The 17,701-nt window shown below is 46.7% G+C and carries 13 protein-coding genes; 11 read left to right on the forward strand and 2 right to left on the reverse strand.

Going from position 1 to position 17,701, the window contains the following annotated elements; genetic code table 11:
• Positions 1-730 precede the first annotated feature (730 nt).
• From MHI38_RS00005 to MHI38_RS00055, 11 genes are all read left to right on the forward strand, one after another.
• A complete protein-coding gene (locus MHI38_RS00005) occupies positions 731-1,894 on the forward strand; it encodes a glucose-1-phosphate adenylyltransferase (protein ID WP_154984223.1) in 1,164 nt (387 codons plus the stop codon).
• 34 nt (positions 1,895-1,928) lie between these two features.
• The gene (gene glgD / locus MHI38_RS00010; protein ID WP_154984222.1) at positions 1,929-3,032 is read left to right on the forward strand and encodes a glucose-1-phosphate adenylyltransferase subunit GlgD; all 1,104 of its coding nucleotides are present in this window, start codon (positions 1,929-1,931) and stop codon (positions 3,030-3,032) included.
• Positions 3,033-3,395: 363 nt separating this feature from the next.
• Positions 3,396-5,828, forward strand: a complete 2,433-nt coding sequence (locus tag MHI38_RS00015) for a glycogen/starch/alpha-glucan family phosphorylase (RefSeq protein ID WP_154984221.1) — start codon at positions 3,396-3,398, stop codon at positions 5,826-5,828.
• Positions 5,829-6,111: 283 nt separating this feature from the next.
• Positions 6,112-6,981: an effector binding domain-containing protein gene (locus MHI38_RS00020; protein WP_154958798.1), complete on the forward strand. Its 870-nt coding sequence runs from the start codon at positions 6,112-6,114 to the stop codon at positions 6,979-6,981.
• A 182-nt stretch (positions 6,982-7,163) separates the two neighbouring features.
• Positions 7,164-8,867: a glycoside hydrolase family 13 protein gene (locus MHI38_RS00025; protein WP_154886189.1), complete on the forward strand. Its 1,704-nt coding sequence runs from the start codon at positions 7,164-7,166 to the stop codon at positions 8,865-8,867.
• A 182-nt stretch (positions 8,868-9,049) separates the two neighbouring features.
• The gene (locus tag MHI38_RS00030) at positions 9,050-9,742 is read left to right on the forward strand and encodes a metal-dependent hydrolase (protein WP_154886188.1); all 693 of its coding nucleotides are present in this window, start codon (positions 9,050-9,052) and stop codon (positions 9,740-9,742) included.
• A 280-nt stretch (positions 9,743-10,022) separates the two neighbouring features.
• Positions 10,023-11,738: an alpha,alpha-phosphotrehalase gene (gene treC / locus MHI38_RS00035; protein WP_154886187.1), complete on the forward strand. Its 1,716-nt coding sequence runs from the start codon at positions 10,023-10,025 to the stop codon at positions 11,736-11,738.
• A 37-nt stretch (positions 11,739-11,775) separates the two neighbouring features.
• On the forward strand, positions 11,776-13,770 hold the full coding sequence (gene treP, locus MHI38_RS00040) for a PTS system trehalose-specific EIIBC component (RefSeq protein WP_341180766.1): 1,995 nt from the start codon (positions 11,776-11,778) through the stop codon (positions 13,768-13,770).
• A gap of 243 nt (positions 13,771-14,013) precedes the next feature.
• Positions 14,014-14,868, forward strand: a complete 855-nt coding sequence (locus MHI38_RS00045) for a chemotaxis protein (protein ID WP_154886186.1) — start codon at positions 14,014-14,016, stop codon at positions 14,866-14,868.
• Between the two features lie 37 nt (positions 14,869-14,905).
• Positions 14,906-15,169 (forward strand): YkgJ family cysteine cluster protein, encoded by a 264-nt coding sequence (locus MHI38_RS00050; RefSeq protein WP_154886185.1) that lies wholly within the window; start codon positions 14,906-14,908, stop codon positions 15,167-15,169.
• A gap of 73 nt (positions 15,170-15,242) precedes the next feature.
• On the forward strand, positions 15,243-15,446 hold the full coding sequence (locus MHI38_RS00055) for a hypothetical protein (RefSeq protein ID WP_090920643.1): 204 nt from the start codon (positions 15,243-15,245) through the stop codon (positions 15,444-15,446).
• Positions 15,447-15,526: 80 nt separating this feature from the next.
• On the opposite strand, the gene MHI38_RS00060 is transcribed toward MHI38_RS00055, so the two are convergent.
• Both MHI38_RS00060 and MHI38_RS00065 read right to left on the reverse strand, forming a co-directional pair.
• On the reverse strand, positions 15,527-16,861 hold the full coding sequence (locus MHI38_RS00060) for an MFS transporter (RefSeq protein ID WP_221789744.1): 1,335 nt from the start codon (positions 16,859-16,861) through the stop codon (positions 15,527-15,529).
• Between the two features lie 77 nt (positions 16,862-16,938).
• On the reverse strand, positions 16,939-17,655 hold the full coding sequence (locus tag MHI38_RS00065) for an O-methyltransferase (protein ID WP_154886183.1): 717 nt from the start codon (positions 17,653-17,655) through the stop codon (positions 16,939-16,941).
• Positions 17,656-17,701 lie beyond the last annotated feature (46 nt).

A 17,701-nucleotide genomic window follows, 5' to 3' on the forward strand; every position in this document is an offset into this window, starting at 1 on the left:
AACCTCCAAATAATTTATAGTTATTAGTATGTAATTCTCAGTTCATTACTGAAAATGAAACTTGCTTCTCCTTTCATACTACTCTTATTCATTCGACACATTTCTATTATATTCCTCTAAAAATTTACAAAAAAATCGCCCATTTCTGATTCATAAGACCCTCTTTATTAGTACCATAGGATAAAAGGTTCAGATCACCCGCTGTTTACCATATTATTACCAAGAGGATTTTAATTCGTGTCTATCGAATAGATTAAAATAACAGCGGCGTTACAGGAGCGCGTAAGGTTCAAACCAGCGATGCCCTGATTTTTTTTCAAATTTGCTGTTACCGCAAGATTCCCCGATCGAATTCCTGTTTAATGGGTAATAAGCTCATTTTTCATTACCCATCATTAGCACAGTCTACAATGCAAGCCAAGTCATTTTCTACACAATCAACATGCTCTGCAACACCAACACCATCTACAGGCATTAAAACACACCATCATCGTCGCATTATTTGCATTTGAAAAGAAATTCGAACCAAACTGGATCATTAATTCGATCCGCATCAACATTCCAGTGATCATCTAACGAAAGACGTCCGGTTACATATGAATGATGTCTTTATTCCGTTACACATCTGTACAGCATGCTCCTAATCAAGACAGTCGTATTTTCACAACAGAATATCGATTATGGGCTCTGAAATGAATCAGAATGAATGCACGTGGAGGAGGCTGTAATGATGGCAAAAAAAGAGGTTGTAGCGATGCTGCTCGCCGGAGGGCAGGGGAAACGATTAAAGGGATTGACGAAATCACTGGCAAAACCCGCTGTTTATTTTGGGGGAACCTACCGCATTATTGATTTTCCACTGAGCAATTGCTCGAATTCAGGTATTGATACCGTGGGCGTGTTGACCCAATATGAACCACTTGTACTGCATTCCTACATCGGTATTGGCAGTGACTGGGACCTGGATCGTAAAAATGGCGGGGTTTATGTGCTTCCTCCCCATGAACGGGAAGATGGAAGTAACTGGTACCGTGGGACTGCTGACGCGATTTACCGTAACCTGAACTTTATTGAACAATTTGATCCCGAACATGTGCTGATTCTATCCGGTGATCATATCTATAAGATGGACTACGACAAGATGCTCCAGTATCACAAGGAAAAAGATGCCGATTGCACCATTTCCGTGATTGACGTGCCGCTGGAAGAAGCGAGCCGCTTTGGCATTTTGAATACGAATGAAGACTACAGCATTTATGAGTTCGAAGAAAAACCTTCACAGCCCCGAAGCACACTTGCTTCCATGGGCATCTATCTCTTCAAATGGGATGTGCTGAAACGTTTCCTGATTCAGGACGAACAGCAGGCATCCACCTCCTACGATTTTGGTAAAGACATCATTCCGTTGTTGCTTGAAAATGACAAATCTTTAGTTGCTTACCCGTTCCAAGGATACTGGAAAGACGTTGGAACTATCCGCAGTCTGTGGGAATCCAATATGGATCTGCTGGACGAGGAGACACCCCTGAATCTGAATGATCCCAACTGGCGCATTTTCACGCGTAACCCGAACCAGCCTGCTCAATATATATCGCCTGCCGCCAAGGTGCGCAATTGCATCATCAGTGAGGGCAGCATCGTGCACGGTGAGGTGAATCATTCCGTCCTGTTCTATGGAACTGAGGTGGGAGAGAACAGTGCAGTAGTCGATTCCGTTGTTATGCCACGGGTCAAAATTGGTCGTAATGTGTCCATTCACAACGCTATTATCGCCGAAGGCTTAGTCATTCCGGATGGAACCCAGATTGCCCCCGCGCCTGAAGACGAGAGTGACATCTTACTGGTAGATCAGGAAGAATTGGAAAGACAATTGCGTCAAGGCATAGCAAATTGATTGACCAAAATGTTGGCAAAGGACGGTGCGCGGCATGAAATCACTAATTGGAGTTATTAACCTTGACCATGAACTGGAAGAATTGAAGGAATTGACGTACTTTCGCTGCGGAGCCGCGGTACCTTATGCCGGGCGTTATCGTCTGATTGATTTTGTCCTGTCTAATATGATGAATGCGGGTATTGAGAGCATTGGTGTCTTTGTTCGCCGCAAATACCGTTCGCTGATGGATCATCTGGGTGACGGTAAGCCTTGGGATTTGGACCGCAAACATGGCGGTATGTTTATTCTTCCTCCGGATTGGAACGATCCAACGGACACGTCGCAGGGAGATTTGCAACATTTTCACAACAATCTGGATTTCTTCCACAGAGGCGCCGGGCAATACGTTGTGCACGCAGGCAGCCGCCATGTGACCAAGGCCGATCTTCAGGATGTATACCAGTATCATATCCGTAAGGGAGCTGACGTCACGCTGGTTTGCAAAAAAGTAGACCAAGTGCTGCCTGAGCATGAATCCTGCGTCAAAGTCGATCATGATGAAGATGGCAATGTGGTGGACATTCACCAATGTGCTGACCATACGAATATATATACGGAGATTTTCATCATGGAAAAAGAACTTTTCCTTAAACAGGTGCAGCGCTGCATTGAACATGGGGAGACTCATTTCTTCCGTGACGCCATCCTGAAAAACCCGAGTGGATTGAAGATTGCGGCTTATGCCTACGAAGGATATCATGCCGTAATTAACTCGATTGACAGCTATTACCGAAATAGCATGGATCTGCTGAATACAGGACAATATGAACAGTTGTTCAAAGAAGATCCCGTGCAAACCAAAATCAAATACGAAGCCCCCGCCAAATATCTGGAATCGGCGGATGTCAAACATTCCTTGCTTGCCAATGGCTGCATCGTAGGCGGTGAAGTGCAGGACAGCATCCTGTTCCGGGGTGTGCATGTGGCTAAGGGTGCGAAGATTAAGGGTTCGATCATTATGCAGAAATGTTACATTGGCGAGGGGACTGTACTGGAGAATGTCATTTTGGATAAAGACGTCAAACTGACCGGCGGGCAGACGTTAATTGGTGCCCCGTCGAACCCGTATATTTTAGCCAAAAGCACTATTATTTAAAACCGAAATCTATCCGATATCATCCATAACTATATATAAAAAAATAAAATCCTGCGGGTAAGTTTTCAGGTTCGTGTCTGTTTGAACGCATGAAGTGCCACCGTCAAAGTTGCTATGTTGGTGCAGACGTAGTGGAGGGAACGAAATCAATTCTGGAGAAGCGAAGCGTTCGCCTTTGTCTCTCCATTTCAACCTTGTAAAAGGTGATCAGGAAATGGAAGAGACAACAGCGATCGAAAGAATGATTCGTGACTGAAACGGGTGCTCGGCTCCAACGTCCAGCTTTAAAAGGTGTAACCGCATGCCTTCGAACTAGTCACGAACCGCCCCTACCCGCAGGATTTCACCGGGAGGAACCTACTTTTGTTTGACAACAAAGAAACGTTCAAATCAATCTTTCAACGGAATCTCGTCAGCAAACTGGGCAAACCAATTGAAGAAGCTACCAAGGAAGATGTGTACCATGTGCTCGGCAGTATGATTCGGGAATATGTGGGTCAGGACTGGGCAGCCTCGAATCAGGGATTCAAGCAGCGTCAGGATAAACAGGTGTATTACTTCTCGCTGGAGTTTCTGATTGGACGTCTGCTTGGTAACAATCTGCTGAATGTAAATGAGCTGGAACTGGTTCGTGACAGTCTGGCGGAACTTGGCTTTTCACTGGAATGTATTGAAGAACAGGAAGCAGATGCAGGGCTAGGCAATGGAGGACTCGGAAGGCTTGCTGCCTGTTTCCTGGACTCCTTGGCCTCACTTGGCTATGCGGGACATGGATGTGGTATCCGCTATAAATACGGTCTGTTCGAACAAAAAATTATTAATGGTAATCAGGTAGAATTACCTGATAACTGGCTGGATAAGGGCAATGAATGGGAAGTTCGCCGTCCAGACAAAAAGGTGGAAGTTCAGTTCTGGGGCCGGGTTGAAGCCTATGAGCAGGATGGACATTACCATTTCGTGACAAAGGATGCTGAATCGGTTGTTGCCGTACCGTATGATGTGCCCGTTATCGGTTATGGCCAGTCCCATGTGAACACATTACGGTTATGGAGTGCAGAGCCGAAACGGGAGACGTCATTGGACACCCCATCGAACTATTACGGATATCTGGATTACAGCCGTTCCGTGGAGTCGATCTCGGAATTCCTGTACCCGGATGATTCCCAATACGAAGGCAAGTTGCTACGTTTGAAGCAGCAGTATTTTATGTGTTCCGCAGGAGTGCAGAGTGCGCTACGTACATTTAGCAAGCTGGGACTGTCTTATGACCGCCTGCCGGACAAAGTGGCCTTTCATATCAATGACACCCATCCTACGCTGGTCATTCCCGAACTGATGCGAATTCTAATGGATGATAAAGGCTACGGCTGGGATGAAGCGTGGGATATTACTACCCGCACGGTATCTTATACCAATCACACGACACTAAGCGAAGCGCTGGAAAAATGGCCTGTATCCATGGTCAGCAAGCTACTGCCACGTATTTATATGATTATTGAAGAGATTAATAAACGTTTCTGCGGGTTGCTCTTGGATCATTATCCGGGTGATGGCGAACGTATCGAGCACATGGCGATTATTGCGAATGATCAAGTTCGCATGGCACACCTTGCCATCGTAGGAAGTCATAGTGTCAATGGTGTGGCTGCACTGCACACGGAGATATTGAAAGAGCGGGAGATGGCGCCGTTTTATGCCCTGTACCCTGAACGTTTTAACAATAAAACCAATGGTATTACACACCGTCGCTGGTTAATGCACGCCAACCCGAAGCTGTCGAATCTTATTACAGAGACGATCGGCAATGAATGGATCACGGAACCAGGCAAACTGGAGCAACTGGCTGATTACGCCGATCAATCCGCGTTCCAGGAGCAATTTCGTGCAATCAAACGAGATAACAAAAACCGTCTGGCGTCCTACATCCTGGATCACACGGGTGTACCCGTTGACCCGGATTCCGTGTTTGACGTGCAGGTGAAAAGGCTGCATGGGTACAAAAGACAGCTCCTGAACATTCTGCATGTAATGCATCTGTATAACAAGTTGAAAAGCGATGCGTCGTTTGATATGGTGCCGCGCACGTTTATTTTTGGAGCAAAGGCCGCGCCAAGTTACTATTTTGCCAAGAAGATCATCAAACTGATCAATACGGTGTCAGATACCGTGAATCGCGATGCAGCGGTAAATGACCGGTTGAAGGTCTTTTTCCTGGAGAACTATTCTGTCTCGCTTGCCGAGAAAATTATCCCTGCGGCAGATGTCAGTGAACAGATCTCGACAGCGGGGAAAGAAGCCTCGGGTACAGGTAATATGAAATTTATGATGAATGGCGCACTGACGATTGGCACGATGGATGGGGCAAACGTGGAGATGGCAGAGCAGGTCGGTGAAGAGAATATGTTCATCTATGGCTTGCGTGCCGACGAAGTGCTGGAATATTATCGGAACGGTAACTACCGTCCGAACGAAATCGTGGATCAGGATGAACGTATTCGTGAAGTCGTGGAGCAATTGGTGCATCCGGGGGCATTCTGTTATCGGGATGGGGAGTTCTGGGATATTTATGACTCTTTGCTCGCACATGGGGATGAATATTTTGTATTACGGGATTTTGCAGCGTATGCTGACGCACATGTAGCGATTGATCAAGCATATCGTGATATTTCGGATTGGACTCGCAAGGCTGTGCTTAACACAGCACACTCAGGCATATTCTCCAGTGACCGGACAATCAGTGAGTATGCAACCGATATATGGGGTATTCATCCTGTGTCCGGGCACTGGAATGGTTAGTGTAGAGAAGAAGCATGTTTAAAAAAATAGAACTGATAAATTAGCTTTTAAATTAGCTTTACAAAGGGAAGTTCACTCTCTCTTGTTTGATGTCTGCGCCTGGCAGTGGGAAGTTCGCTGCAGGGCTGCGGACAGGAACAAGAGATTTTTGTTATGAATGCCCTAAGTTCGCATTCAGCATCAAAAAATGCTGGGGCATTTCAGTCATACTTAGGGAAGCAACAAACCAGCACGGAAGACAAAGTAGACTACATATCACGCAAATGAATAGGAGACGGGACATATGGATCACTATGCACGTATTCAGCTTGCCATCGAGCATCTGGAGAAGCATCTGCAGGAGCCTTTCAACATGAAGGATGTATCGGCGGCGGCCAGTTTTTCGGCATTTCATTTTCAACGTTTGTTTCAGGCGATTACAGGTTTTACTGTTCTGGAATACTTGCGCAGACGAAGACTAACGGAGGCTGCTTCGACTTTGAGAAACACGGCGCAGGGTGTACTTGAGATTGCGCTTAGCTATGGTTATCATTCGCAGGAAGCCTTTACCCGCGCTTTCGATACGCACTTTGGTATCACACCGGCGCGGTTTCGCAAGCTGGAGCAGGAGGCTTTAACAGAGGAATTCATGCAACAACGTATTGATTTTAATGAATATCGTTTAAAGCTTGGCACCGCGTTCCATATGAATCCGCCACGCATGGTGACGCTGGAGCCGATCCGGATCATTGGATATGAATATAAGACCAACCTGAATTCAGAGCAACATTATACAGAGATTCCCGGATTCTATCATGAATTTGGGCGTGAGCAGAAGTTTATGAACATTCCAGAGCGAATTCGCCCTGATATGGCGTATGGTGTTGCGGCTCATTTTCAGGAGGATGGGGCATTTTCATTTATCGTTGGCGAAGAGAGCTCAGGAAGCGGTGATTCCTTAGAACCCGGATATACCTATCTAGAGATTCCAGGCGGGCTGTATGCCGAGTTTACAACCGAAGGCTCAGAGCAGGATGTGCGCAAAATGATCTACGGAAGCTGGCTGCCAGCTTCCAAGTATGAGCGCCGGGAGGGGCCGGACTTTGAAGTGACCGATGTGTGGAAATCAACACCTGAGCGGTTAGACATGAAGATCTACATCCCGATAAAATAGACCTTACTGGTTATTTGGCGGGAAAACAAGGTCAAGAAAGACTCGAAGCTGATCGCGTGCTGCGATTGCGGTTTCGGGTCTTTTGTCTTTTTGTATAAAACCTGAGTTCAGGTGTTTATAAGGGTTTCTTTTCGGATAAAACATATTAACGGGTGAATTGCTTCACAAGAGAAGAAAGCGAGGTGGGTGTTATCGTTTGGTGGAAGGAAAGCGTAGTATATCAGATTTATCCAAGTAGCTTCAAGGACAGCGACGGAGACGGATATGGCGATTTGCAGGGGATTTATGAAAAGCTTGATTATTTGCAAAAACTCGGCGTGGATGTCATCTGGCTGTGTCCCATCTATGATTCCCCAGGTCATGATAACGGATATGATATCCGAGATTACTACGCGATTTTACGAAAATACGGGACGATGGAGGACTTTGACCGGCTACTTGCCGAAGCGCATAAGCGTGGGCTCAAGATCATGATGGATCTTGTGCTGAATCATACTTCGGATGAACATGCCTGGTTTGCGGAGTCCCGTTCCTCCAAAACCAATGCAAGGCGTGACTACTACATCTGGCGTTCCGGTAAAAACGGGCAGGTGCCGAACAACTGGGAGTCTTATTTCGGGGGTTCGGTATGGAAGCATGATCCGGAAACGAACGAATATTACATGCATCTATACTCTGAGCATCAACCCGATCTGAACTGGAATAATCCGGAGATGGCTGAAGAAATGTACGAAATGGTGCATTGGTGGCTGGAAAAAGGGGTGGATGGCTTCCGCTTTGACGCAGTTGCCCATATTGCCAAAGCCGATGGCTTGCCAAATGCACATAACCCGAACAACCTGCCTGTGGTGCAGGCATATGAGCTGTTTTCCAATCTGGAGCAGGTACATTCCATCCTCCGCAAGTTGAATCAGATGATACTGAAGCCATACGGCCCGATGACGGTGGGTGAAACCTCCGGGCTTGGGCCTGAGCAGGCTCTAGCTTATGTAGGTACGGATCGGGATGAATTGAATATGGTGTTTCAGTTTGAGCACATGTTTGTGGATGCTGAATCCTCTGGTATAGGGAAATGGAATTACAAACCGTGGAAGCTGACAGAGCTAAAAGAAATCATGAGCCGCTGGCAGACGGTGCTGCACGGGCGGGGCTGGAACGCCAACTATATGGGCAATCATGATCAGCCGCGACCTGTGTCCCGTTTTGGAGATGACGGAAAATACCGTGTGCGTTCTGCACAGATGCTGGCAACCTGGATGTTAACGCTGGAAGGCACGCCGTACATCTATCAGGGAGAAGAGATTGGCATGACCAACGTAGCGTTCCCTGACATTGACCGATACCGGGACATCGAAACTAAAAATTATTACAATCACTATATCGGGCAAGGGAAATCCAAGCATGAGGTGATGGAGGCGATCTGGCTGAAAAGCCGCGATAATGCACGTACACCGATGCAATGGGATGAATCCGAGCATGCCGGTTTTACGGCAGGTAATCCTTGGATTGAAGTGAACAGCAATTATAAGGACATCAATGTGGCGGATGCGGAGACGGACCCACATTCCATTCTGCATTATTACCGAAAATTAATCACATTGCGCAAGCAAAATCATGTGTTAATCTATGGCTCGTATGAACTGCTTTTGCCGGGTGACCCGGAGATTTATGCGTACACACGTACACGTGATGATGAACAATGGTTGATTCTGATGAATTTCAGTGCAAATGAACCAGAGATGGCATGGCCGGAAGGCTGGAATGCAGAAGACTGCAAATTAATGATCGGCAACGTGAGCAGACGTTATTCTACGGATGAAGGAGCTATCTTGCTCCAGCCTTATGAAGCAAGGGTGTATTGCAAAAAGCGTACAAGCGGCGAGTAAGCAATGCGCAAGCAGCGTATGGAAGTGATTAATATGCATAGCTAGCTGACGAACGTAACAAGGATGACAGTTTTGCGCTCGCAAAGCTTTCTGAATTATAATAATCTAAAAATATAAGTCGAGTTTTTTGTTCACACAGCAACGGAGAGGACAACTTATATTAATGTCAGGAGGAATATGAATTGTTGAATATTACGTACCACGGACACTCCAGTGTACAACTGGGCACAGAAAATAAATCACTCATGATTGATCCGTTTTTGCGTGGCAATGAGTTAGCGGTAACTAAACCAGAGGACATCAAGACGGATGTTGTCCTGTTGACACATGCGCACATGGATCACATTCTGGATGCGGAACCGATTGCCAAAGCCAATAATGCCAAAGTGGTGGCGATTGTGGAATTGGCTACATATATGTCGTGGAAGGGGCTGGATACCCTTGGCATGAATATGGGCGGTACGGTGGATCTGGAATTTGCCAAAGCGAAAATGATTCAGGCATTCCATACGTCCGGTATTGTGCTGGAAGAGGAACAGCGCATTATGTATGCAGGTTTGCCTGCGGGATTTATCATTGATATCGGTGGTAAAACGGTTCTACATGCTGGCGACACAAGCCTGTTCGGCGATATGAAGATGATTGGGGATCGGCATCAAATCGATGTTGCATTCCTGCCTATTGGTGGACATTATACGATGGGGCCTGAAGATGCATTGCAGGCAGCGGAATGGTTTAACGCCAAATTGACGATTCCCGTTCATTACGATACCTTCCCTGCGATTCGTCAGGATGCGGAGCATTTTGTAGAGCAACTGGCTTCCAAAGGATTAGAGGGTCGTGTGCTGGCCCCTGGTGAGTCCATTTCACTGTAACGATGTTCACATATTCAAACAAAAAGACGAAGCGGAGTTGATCCGTATCGTCTTTTTTTGCGTTCTCATTCTCGTGAATAAAGACTGCTATCAGTGGATTTACGAAACGTGAGTTCAAAATTAGTTGTTACAGAGTAACTATTTATGGGGAAGTTGTAGAAGAGGTACATCAACCAAATTTTCGTTTCAACTTGTATATACATGTTTACTTATGTAATATAGATGAAGAAGCTAACAGGTGGGTTAGATGAGGGCAATACAACATATTGGAGGCGTTAACATGAGTTCAAAAAATAAGGAGCCGTCCACGTGGTGGAAGAAATCAACGGTATATCAGGTATATCCGAAGAGTTTCAATGATACAACTGGATCGGGAACGGGCGACATTCGGGGGTTAACCGAGAAGCTGGATTATTTGCGGCACTTGGGGATCGACATTGTTTGGTTGCAACCCGTATACGTATCCCCGCAGCGGGATAACGGGTATGACGTAGCAGACTATTACCGCATTAACCCCGACTTTGGAACAATGGAAGATTTCGATGAATTGCTTGCCGAGTTGAAAGCGCGTGACATGAAGCTGATGATTGACATTGTAGTGAATCACTCCTCAACCGATCATGAATGGTTCAAACAGTCTCGCTCATCGAAGGACAATCCTTATCGGGATTATTACATTTGGAGAGACCCCGCGCCGGACGGTGGTGTACCCAACAACTGGCAATCCAAATTTGGCGGGCCAGCCTGGCAGTATGATGAGCAGACCGGACAATATTATCTAACGTTGTTTGATCGAACGCAGGCAGACTTGAACTGGGAAAATGAAGAAGTGCGCAAGGCTGTACGCGATATGATCAAGTTCTGGGCTGAAAAAGGAGTCGATGGATTCCGGATGGACGTCATTAACCTCATCTCCAAAGACCAGCGTTTCCCGGACGACGATGGTAGCGTGTCACCGGGCGATGGACGCAAGTATTACACGGATGGGCCGCGTGTGCACGAATATATTACAGAAATGTACGATGAGGTATTTGGACCCTATAACATGGTGACGGTAGGGGAGATGTCCTCGACTACGCTTGAGCACTGTATTCGTTATTCCAATCCGGCTTCCAGAGAATTCTCGATGACCTTTAACTTCCATCACTTGAAAGTGGATTATCCGGATGGGCAGAAATGGGAGCTCATGCCATACGACTTTGAATCCTTGAAGCAACTATTCAGTGAGTGGCAGGCCGGAATGCAGGCTGGTGGCGGATGGAATGCACTGTTCCTGAACAACCATGATCAACCGCGTGCGTTATCCCGTTTTGCGGATGATGGGGATTATCGCGTGGAGAGTGCCAAAATGCTGGCGACGACTTTACATGGATTACAAGGAACGCCTTATGTCTATCAGGGCGAAGAGATTGGTATGCCTAACCCTGTTTGGAATGACATCAGCGAGTTCCGCGACATTGAGTCCACGAATATGTATCGTTTGTTGCAGGAAGAGCGGGGCAAAACGGCCGAAGAGGCTTTCCGGATTGTGAAGGAGCGGTCCCGGGATAATTCCCGAACACCGATGCAGTGGGACGGTACAGCTAATGCTGGATTTACAACCGGAACACCTTGGATCAAGGTGGATGAGAGATATCCGTCCATTCATGTGGAAGAGCAGATGGCTGACCCGGATTCCATCTATCATCATTACCGGAAGCTAATCGCTCTGCGTAAAGAGGTGAATGTACTGACTGACGGTTTGTATGAACGGTTGGATGATGCCCACCCTGAAGTATTTGCATACGCACGTACCAACGGCAATGAGACATTAATCGTAGTGTCCAACTTCCGCAAACAGAATACAGCATTTCAAGTTCCTGAAGCGGTCTGGAACAATCATATTGCAGGTAAATCACCTGAACTACTTGTCAGTAATACCGATTCAAAACCTGAGCTGAAGCAGCAAATCACGCTCAGTCCGTATGCTTCTTATATGTGGTTAATCCAGCAGTAACAGAATGAAGTCCATTTTATAAATAGGAAGTGACACTATGGCAATCGATAAAAAACAGGTCGAAGAGATCGTCCGGGCGGTCGGCGGCAAAGACAACATTGAAGCGGCGACACACTGTGTGACACGGCTACGGTTTGCTCTATATGATGAGGACAAAGTGGATACAGAGCTTCTCGATCAGAATGATCTGGTCAAAGGGCAGTTCTCCTCCCAAGGTCAATTCCAGGTCGTCATCGGTCCAGGTCTGGTGGATAAAGTTTATGAAGAGATGATTCAGATTACCGGAGGCGAACGCTCTTCGAAAGATGATGTTAAGGCGGCCGCGGGTAAAAAGCAAAATCCGTTGCAACGTGCCATCAAAATGCTCTCGGACATTTTCATTCCGATCTTGCCAGCAATTATTACAGCAGGTCTACTACTCGGGATTAACAACATTTTGACAGGTCCTGGTATTTTCTTTGATGGAAAATCATTAGTGGATGTGTACCCGGCATGGAAAGACCTTGCCTCCATCATTAACACCATAGCAAGCACTGCTTTTACATTCCTGCCCGCTTTGATCGGTTGGTCAGCGGTGACCCGATTCGGCGGCAGTCCGTTGCTCGGGATTGTGCTGGGTCTGATTCTGGTACATCCCGATCTGCTGAGTGCATATGGTTACGCTGATGCGGTAAACAAAGGCACGGTTCCGACCTGGAATTTGTTTGGCTGGGAGATTGAGAAGATCGGTTATCAGGGTCAGGTATTGCCCGTATTGGTATCGGCGTATCTACTTGCCAAGATGGAAATTTTCCTGAATAAAAGGGTGCATGATTCCATCAAATTGCTGGTCGTAGCTCCTGTGACATTGCTGGTTACCGGATTTCTGGCATTTACGATTATTGGACCGGTTACATTTGCAATTGCAAACGCCATCACATCCGGTTTGATTTACATCTATGATTCGTATGCAGCGCTGGGTGGTCTGATCTACGGTGGTCTGTATGCGTTACTCGTTATTACCGGTATGCACCATACGTTCCTTGCCGTAGACGTACAGCTAATTGGTAGCCAAGGTGGCACCTTCTTGTGGCCGATGCTGGCTTTGTCCAATATTGCGCAGGGTTCGGCAGCACTTGCGATGATGCTTGTGTTACGTGAAAAGAAAATGAGAGGGCTTGCGGCTACCTCATCCGTATCTGCTTTCCTCGGAGTGACCGAACCGGCCATCTTTGGGGTGAATATCCGTTACCGTTATCCGTTTATCTTCGGTATGGTCGGTTCCGCTATCGGTGGTGTACTGCTTACGATGAATAATGTTCAGGCCACGTCCATCGGTGTAGGCGGTGTGCCTGGATTCCTGTCCATTTTCCCGGATAAATGGGGTGTCTTCTTTATCGGTATGGCCATCGTTCTGGTGGTGCCGTTCCTGTTGACCGTTGTGTTTGGACGGGCGAAGTTGAGAAAAGAAGATCAACTTACGGCGAACGGAGGGTCCGCTTCAGGGATCACATCTGCCGAGACAGCAGCAGGAACAGAGATGGCTGAGCGCAATCGTAGTACAGCGAAGCCTGGAAATGCATCTGCAAAAACACTCGAAGTCATGGCGCCATTGACGGGTAAAGCGGTGCCGCTGGAGCAAGTTCCTGACCCGGCGTTTGCCGAGAAACAAATGGGTGAAGGTATCGCAATTGAACCTTCGGGGAATCAAGTGGTTGCCCCATTTGACGCAAAAGTGGCACATGTCATTAAAAGCAAACATGCGGTTATATTGGAACACGCGAGCGGACTTCAAGTGTTGATTCATGTCGGCATTAATACGGTATCCCTTAAAGGAGAAGGTTTCTCTATGTATGTAGACACGGGTGATCGCGTGAGAGCCGGAGAGAAGCTGCTTGAATTTGACCGTAACGTTATCGAAAATGCCGGTTATCCACTCATTACGCCTATTATTATCCCGGATGGTCAGGATATGGTTGAACGGGTTGAAACGGTGACAGGAGATGTCACTTCAAGTCAGAGCGGCGTTCTCAGGATTCATCTGAAAGGATAAATTCATATCTGGTAGTAGTCAAAAGGAGCTGTGAAACCTGCAGCTTCTTTTGGCGTTTACAGGTGTGATTTTCTATAGTCATCATGATAAAATAGTTATGCCATCAAGTAATTACAATTTTTGATAATGAGTCGAAGTGCACTCGTTTGGCGCTTCAGTTGAATGTCAGTCATACGGAGAAAAAGCAGTTCATACAGTGGGTGTACAAGGCGTGTTCCTAGTCAAATGATAAGGAGGAGAGCCATGACTCGGGTAGCGGTGATGGTCATTCATGGACTGGGTATGCAAAAAGAGGATTATGCTGACAAGCTGATCGCTTGCTTGAGCAAAGAAATGGAACGTGTCATGGTGCTGCCAGGCGCCGCGAAACAGATGCTGGATATTGAACCTGTCTTCTGGGCGGACGTGTTCGAGGAGCGGGAAGAGGCTTTGTTTCAACAGTTGGTTCGTTCACCAGGACTGCACTATCAGGCATTGCGCCGTTTTGTCATTCATTATCTCGCCGATGCGGTGGCTTATCAACCTGTAGAGAACCAAGGACATCATTATGATGCCGTGCACCGGACGCTGAATCAGGCCATGCACGTTCTCGCACAGCGCAATGGGCCGGAAGCTCCGCTTTGTGTCGTCGCTCATAGTCTCGGAGCTGTCATTGCAAGCAACTTTTTCTATGATCTGCAGTATCCGTCATCCAACCGAATACCGGAAATAGTGGATGTGAATTCGGCTTTGGAGCGGGGAGATACGCTGACCAATTTTTACTCTTTTGGCACAACATTGCCGCTATGGAGTTTGCGCTACGATAATTTCAGCCGTCCCATTCGGGTGCCTGCGCCGCAGGCCACGCATTACTTTCCACATCTGGAAGGGGAGTGGGTTAATTTTTATGAAAGCAACGATATATTAGGTTATCCATTACGTCCCATTGACCCGGCATATGCGGCCGCTGTGAAGGAGGATATTGAGGTGCGTGTCGGTGGACCAGCTACAAGCTGGAATCCACTGAGCCACGGAGGATATTTTACCAGTGAGCACATGAACCGCAGAATCGCCCAAGGGTTAGCGCGAACATGGACATGGGTAAATCGCTCAAGGTAACAGAATGCTATATGAGGCAAATGAAGGAGGAAACATCATGGAATGCAGGACGGGATGTGCAGCATGTTGTATTGCCATATCCATATCATCACCGATTCCCGGCATGCCTGAAGGCAAACCTGCTGGAGTGCGATGTATCCAACTGACGGACGATAATCGCTGCGGTATATTCGGTCAGGCCAGCCGCCCGGCAGTATGTAGTGGATTGCAGGCTGAGGAAGCGATGTGCGGCAGCAACAATCAGGAAGCCTTTCATATTTTGACACAGTTGGAACAGCAAACAGCACCAGGCCTAAGATGAAAGACTTGTTTGATTATAGAAGGTTAATTATACTTAATATGGAATAATATTGATTGTGGAAGGGGGATTAATAATGGATTGGATCAAACGTCTAGTGAAAGTGGTTGGCCATATGATGAGCGATCTGTGGATGGGTTCATATCGCCGCAACTCCGATCATTATGATGAGCAAGCTCCAAGTCCAAAAAATAAACCGAGATACTACACTTTTGTAGTTCTAGCAACGGTAGTCACGGTGGGTATAGTCGTTCTTATGTATAATCCAAAATATTGGTAGTTAATCAAGAGGAAATAATCAAAAAAAGAGTATCCTGTGAATGCTACAGCATGAGGATACTCTTTTTTAGTTGTTTATAATTATGGTCTGTCTGCAAGAACAGTAACAGAGGGCTTAGGCTCTCTAAACATGAAGAAGTACATCAGGGAAGAGATGACGTAAAGACAGCCTGTAATGCTGAACGTAATCGCGTATCCCCAATAGGTTCCATAGGTAGTAACCAGATATGACTGCACGGGCCCCATCGTGGCCCAACCAATCATAAACGAAGTTTGCATCATGGAGTTGGCGATCCCGCGGCGTTTATCCGAGATCCGGTCCACTAATATGGCGGAATGAATTGGATTAGCTGCATTCATCAGCGCTTGCCTGAACAAAAAGCTGACGGATGCAATGAAAAGCAGGTTCGTAAAACCTGTGAATAACAGGAAGGGTAGCGATAATACTTGGAAAATAACTACAGCCCGTACACTGCCAACTTTGGCAGCTAACGTTGGGCCAATCAGCATGGACACAATGGTCATAATCTGACCGAGTGCAATCAGAATGCTCATGCCGCTTAACGATACGGCGAAGCGATTCGTAAAATACAAATTCAGATAAGGCACAACGAGCCCTGATCCTAATCCGATCAGCAACTGTGTCACAATGAACTGACCAATCAGCTTGGTATCTCTTTTTTTGATACGTGTGTCATCATCAACGGGTAATGGTGTTATCACAGCACGAGTAAGCTCCGCTTCAGCCCCCTGAACAGATTGTTGGCTAGGCTGAAGTTGTTTCGTATTTAGATCTGTACTAGATTTCTGATTCTCGGTTACAAAAAGTAGCGGAATAAATGCGGCTAGTGTCGCAGCTCCGCCCATAAATAGGACCGTCTGCAATCCGGTGACTTTGGCCATGCCGGCAGAGTGAAGCACGTCTGCAAGCACGCCTCCGCCCAGACTGCCAAGAACCTGAGATGCAAGCACCAAAGAGGAATAATAGCTAAACATTTTGAGACGCTGACTTTTTTTGACGTTCTCTGCGAGATAAGGAATAGCGAGTACCTGAAAAACACCAGCAAACAGCCCAGAAAATACAGCAAACCAGATCAACCCGCTTGCGGCATAATCGAAGGATCGTCCGATCAGAAAAGCACCGCTGAATAGTGCCCCGATAATCAACAATTTTTTGCGGCTGAACTTGTCACCGCTAAATCCAATAGGAATGAACATGATTGCTGTAGCAAGAGATTGGATACTGACAATTTGACCATTCATGGTGTCATCGTAACCTAAGCCTTGAATGTACAGATTATAAAGAACCGAGAACATGCCGTTTCCGATCTGATACAGCAGACTTGCCAGAAAGAACAGTTGAATATTGCGAGACCACCCGCCAATTTCAACCTGAATCTGTCGTAAAGCTCTCAAGTGACTCCCTCCAGTCTGCCTGTGCAGTGATACCAGTGTAACAGGAAAGGCAGATTTTCGGAAGAATTGACCACTGTTTATTTTGTTACAGGGGAATCTGTGACACGAGCAATCACAAATCCGTCGTATCCTTTACTACCTACGGTTTGCAGTGCCGTGGCTTCAAGATGAGGGTGATCTCCGATGCATTCGAGAAAGGTTCGAACCCCTTGAACTCTTGGGTCTTCACTGTCAGAGTGAATGACTTCCCCGTCCCTTATAATATTATCTCCGATGATCAAGCTTCCTGGTCGTGTCAGACGTAAAGCCCATCTCAGGTAATCCGGATTACTCGGTTTATCAGCATCGATGAAAATCAGATCAAAGGGTTCAGGGTACTCTTCCTTAATATCAGGAAGGGAGGTTAGTGCCGGGCCTACTCGAAGATCTACTTTGTGCATTAGTCCGGCCCGGGTCAGATTGGCTTGTGCGATTGCCGCATGTTTAGGTTCTGACTCCAGCGAGACAATTCGTCCATGATCTGGCAGGGCTCTGGCCATCCAGATGGTGCTGTAAGCACCTAGAGTTCCGATCTCCAGTACGCGCGAGGCCCCCTGTATTTTCAGCAATAGCTGAAGGAACTTTCCCTGATTCGGTGTGACATCATGTGACGGTAGCCCTGCTTCTGCATTGGCTTCAAGTGCAGCTTGCAAGTCTTTGTCGTTTGGAAGAAGAAGGCTGTTTATATAATGATCGACCTCATTCCAACGGGCGGGCTGGTTAACCTGGCTATTATTCAAATCATGTTTACTCATTACACATCTTCCTTTCTGTTTAGCTGAATTCGTATTTCTTATAATT

The organism is Paenibacillus sp. FSL K6-1558 (assembly GCF_038002565.1).
In the GTDB taxonomy this organism is placed as follows: Bacteria; Bacillota; Bacilli; order Paenibacillales; family Paenibacillaceae; genus Paenibacillus; species Paenibacillus polysaccharolyticus.